Source organism: Leptospira vanthielii serovar Holland str. Waz Holland = ATCC 700522 (assembly GCF_000332455.1).
In the GTDB taxonomy this organism is placed as follows: Bacteria; Spirochaetota; Leptospiria; order Leptospirales; family Leptospiraceae; genus Leptospira_A; species Leptospira_A vanthielii.
Window position 1 is genome coordinate 1 of sequence record NZ_AOGY02000033.1, and the last position, 3637, is coordinate 3637.

Consider the following 3637-nt stretch of genomic DNA (forward strand, 5'->3'; position numbering starts at 1 on the left):
GAAATCTGCTAGAGCATTAATTAAAGAATTCAAAACTATTATAGAAATAATCCCAATTGATGAAAAATAATCGATCTTGGATTAAATTCTTCAATAAAAGATTTTGAAGATTCAATTCAATACTTTGCAGCAAAATCAAAAAAGATTAAATATATTATAACTAAAAATAAAAAAGATTATCCCAATGGAGAAATTAAACCCTTAAGTCCGAAAGAATTTCTTACAATTTTTAAAGAATAAGATTGGGAATCCTTTTTAGACTTGTCTCCAGCGCATAACAGCATGGAAACGCTGCGCTTCGGCACGAGGCCTCGCTTGGGCTGCGCCACATTTCCCTTCTGTCACTCGTTTGCATCCGCAAACTCCGTGCCAGTCCCTAACGTCCCCTTCGGGACTCAGGGTCGGGAAACGTCGTCTCCACTAGTTCGTTATGCGAACATCCGGTCAAAATTAATGCTAAATATGGAAAGTTACGATTTCAATCGAGAAAGAAAAGAAAATTAACGAAAATTACCAATTGACAAAAGTAGTCATAGTAGTCACAATTTGACATTATGATATCAGTTGGAATTCGCGAATTAAAATCTCATCTTAGCCAATATATCGAATTAGTTAAGAATGGAGAGAATGTTTTAATCACAGAACACAATAGAGTTGTCGCTGAGTTAAAATATCCTGGAAAAGAAGAATCTAGCAATAATATACAAAAAATTTTAAACAAACTTGCAAATGAAGGTAAATTAATTCCTGCAAAACGAAAATCGACCCAGATTAGTAAAATTCAAAAACAAAATCTAAGTCAAAAAAAACAAGCTGATTGGTGGCCTTTATATCAGGACTCCAAAGAGGATTATTTGTAATAAAAATGATTTACTATATCGAAACGAGCATTATACTCTCGATTATTTTAGGAGATCATTTCAACGAAAAAGCAATTAGTATCTGGAATGCTCCTAGTGAAAAAGTAAGCTCAATCCTAACTTTAATTGAAGCTACTATTGTTCTAAGAAGATTCTTTAAAGCTAATAAAAAAAATCTTTCATCCCAATGGCTTTCAAAGCACGAAAAACTACTCAAAGAGTTACTCTCCGAATGTTCTTTAATGAAAATTGACGAAAATATCCAATCTATTATTGAATTAAAAAAAGATATTTCCGACTGCAGATCTTTAGATGGTATTCATGTCGCAACTGCAATATTCTTAAAAGATGTAATGCATTCTTCAAACTTTGCTTTTTATAGCTTCGATAACAGAGTAAACGATGTCGCAGGTAAATTTGGATTAAGACCGGACGTCGCATAACAGCAACTAACCGCTTCGCTTCGGGACTTCGCCCTCGCTCGGTCTGCGACACATAGGCTTCTGGCACTCCCCTTGCATGCGCAAGTGTCGTGGCCAGTCCCTAACGTCCCGTTTCGGGACTCAGGGCCAGCCTACGTCGGTTAGTCTAGTTCGTTATACGAAAGTTCCGAAAAAAACTATCTAGAATTCAAAAAAAGACTAGATAAAATAGCCACAGTAGACACAATTATAGTATGAAATCTGTCGGAATACGTGATCTTAAAAATAATCTAAGCAAATATTTGCATTTGGTAAAAGCTGGAGAAACTATAGTAATTACAGAACATGAACAAGTAATAGCAGAGATTAAAAAACCTGTGGAATTTTTAAAAGATTCAAATAAAAGAGTTTTTCTATATTTAGAAGAGCAAAGTAGAATTGGAAAAATTAAACTTGCTAAAAGAAATGGATCGCAAATTGAAACAATAGTCAAAGAATTCAATCATAAAATGCCGAAACTAGATTGGGAAAATATATATAATCAAACTAGGTCAGATCGTTTTTAATATGATTGTATATATAGATTCTAGCGTACTATTATCAATTATCTTCCAAGAAGAATCTCAGACACAATCAATAGAAATATGGAAAAAATCTAAAATCAGAGTAAGTTCTATATTATTAGAAGCTGAATGTAAAATTAGCATCAAAAGGACATTTCTACACAATAAAAAGAAACTAAATCAGACTTGGAAGGAAAATAAATTAACTGAATTAGGAAAGCTACTCGATGAAATAAGTTTAAAAAATATTGATTCTACTACCATCGATAATCTAGATAAAGAAGATACACTTTCTGGATGCAGAACACTAGATGCTTTACATCTAGCAACCGCTATGGAATTTCAAAATGAAATCGGTGATGAATTATATATATTTTCATACGATAAAGAATTTAATAAAGTAGCTTTAGAAATGGGCCTTAAAATTTTATAATCGGAACCTTCGTATAACATCGGGGAAACGCTTCGCTTCGGCACAAGGCCTCGCTCGGGCTGCGCCACATTCCTCTCCGTCACGCTTCTCGCTCCGCAAGAAGGCGCGCCGACGCTAACGCCTTCTACGAAGGCTCAGCTACGAGGAACGTCGTCTCCCCTAGTTCGTTATACGACATCTGAAAAATTTCACCTAAAACTAAGAATAAAGATTGACTTAACATCATAAATGATGTATCGTAAATTGTGCTAAAAAAATGGAAAATTATATATTTTTCGGAAAATAAGGACATTCAATCAGAAATAGAAATTTTCATAAATTCAAAAGATGAGAGAAATCAGGCAAAAATATTCGCTTGGTTAGATAAACTTTCAGAGTTGGGACCTAACCTACCAAGGCCATATGCAGATTTATTGATTGATGGAGTTCATGAATTACGAATTAAACTATCTGGCTCACAAATAAGAATTCTCTATTTCTTTTGTTACAAAAATTATATAGTTCTTACCAATCAATTCGTTAAAAAAACTGATAAAGTACCAAAAGCAGAAATCAAAAAAGCTATTAATAGAAGAGATTATTTCCTAACTAAATATTCAGAAAAAAACTTAAAGGAGTTTAATTTATGAGATCTTTCAAAACACATTTAGACACTAAGTTAAAGAATAAATCTTTTAAGGAAAAATTTGAAGAAGAAAAGGAACTTGTTAATATCTCTATTGAGCTACAAACTTTGAGAGAGAAAAAAGGATTATCACAATCTGATCTAGCAAAAAAAGCTCATGTCACTCAGCAACAACTTTCTAAGATAGAAAATGGTGTGAATTGCAACTTATCTACATTTTTAAAAGTTTGCCATGCTCTTGATTTAGAAATATCTATTAAAAACAGAAAACTAACTGCTTAGTTTCAGACGTCGCATAACAGCGACTTACCGCTACGCTTCGGCACAAGGCCTCGCTCGGCCTGCGGCAAATTCCCCTTCTGGCATTCGCCTTGCATTCGCAAGCTACATGCCAGTCCCTAACGTCCCGTTGGGACTCAGGGTCGGGGAACTTCGGTAAGTCTAGTTCGTTAGGCGAAAGAAAATCACGGACTAATCAAAAAAGAAAAAAGGCTGACGAGACATGTAAATGTGAGAAGAATTGTCTTAGTTCAGTGAAAAACAGAATTTTGAGATTCAAAATTAAGCTAAGCAACAAGCCTTATATTAGCCTTTACCGAGTATTCTTTTCTCTTCAATTTTGCTTCAAGTAGTTTTTCTTTTCTTTCTGCTAAAATCTTTTCCTTGCGACCATAAAACACATCCATAGGTGTTACGTAACCGATTGCAGAATGAAGTCTTACCGAATTGTATTC

General features: G+C 34.2%; 6 protein-coding genes. All 6 read left to right on the top strand.

The annotated features are described in order from the left end of the window. Window positions 1-554: 554 nt before the first annotated feature. The gene (locus LEP1GSC199_RS07200) at window positions 555-860 is read left to right on the top strand and encodes a type II toxin-antitoxin system Phd/YefM family antitoxin (RefSeq protein WP_002979768.1); all 306 of its coding nucleotides are present in this window, start codon (window positions 555-557) and stop codon (window positions 858-860) included. Window positions 861-865: 5 nt separating this feature from the next. Then, window positions 866-1303, top strand: a complete 438-nt coding sequence (locus LEP1GSC199_RS07205; protein WP_002979774.1) for a PIN domain-containing protein — start codon at window positions 866-868, stop codon at window positions 1301-1303. A 233-nt stretch (window positions 1304-1536) separates the two neighbouring features. After that, the gene (locus tag LEP1GSC199_RS07210) at window positions 1537-1848 is read left to right on the top strand and encodes a type II toxin-antitoxin system Phd/YefM family antitoxin (RefSeq protein WP_002979772.1); all 312 of its coding nucleotides are present in this window, start codon (window positions 1537-1539) and stop codon (window positions 1846-1848) included. A 1-nt stretch (window position 1849) separates the two neighbouring features. Then, the gene (locus LEP1GSC199_RS07215; RefSeq protein WP_002979771.1) at window positions 1850-2278 is read left to right on the top strand and encodes a PIN domain-containing protein; all 429 of its coding nucleotides are present in this window, start codon (window positions 1850-1852) and stop codon (window positions 2276-2278) included. A gap of 245 nt (window positions 2279-2523) precedes the next feature. Then, window positions 2524-2907, top strand: a complete 384-nt coding sequence (locus LEP1GSC199_RS07220; protein ID WP_002979767.1) for a type II toxin-antitoxin system RelE/ParE family toxin — start codon at window positions 2524-2526, stop codon at window positions 2905-2907. Next, the gene (locus tag LEP1GSC199_RS07225) at window positions 2904-3185 is read left to right on the top strand and encodes a helix-turn-helix domain-containing protein (RefSeq protein ID WP_002979775.1); all 282 of its coding nucleotides are present in this window, start codon (window positions 2904-2906) and stop codon (window positions 3183-3185) included. Before LEP1GSC199_RS07220 ends, LEP1GSC199_RS07225 begins: the two co-directional genes overlap by 4 nt. The last annotated feature ends 452 nt before the right edge of the window (window positions 3186-3637 follow it).

Coding starts and splice junctions, on each gene's coding strand:
- LEP1GSC199_RS07225 (WP_002979775.1), top strand. CDS start 2,904: ATGAGATCTTTCAAAACACATTTAGACACTAAGTTAAAGAATAAATCT.
- LEP1GSC199_RS07205 (WP_002979774.1), top strand. CDS start 866: ATGATTTACTATATCGAAACGAGCATTATACTCTCGATTATTTTAGGA.
- LEP1GSC199_RS07200 (WP_002979768.1), top strand. CDS start 555: ATGATATCAGTTGGAATTCGCGAATTAAAATCTCATCTTAGCCAATAT.
- LEP1GSC199_RS07210 (WP_002979772.1), top strand. CDS start 1,537: ATGAAATCTGTCGGAATACGTGATCTTAAAAATAATCTAAGCAAATAT.
- LEP1GSC199_RS07215 (WP_002979771.1), top strand. CDS start 1,850: ATGATTGTATATATAGATTCTAGCGTACTATTATCAATTATCTTCCAA.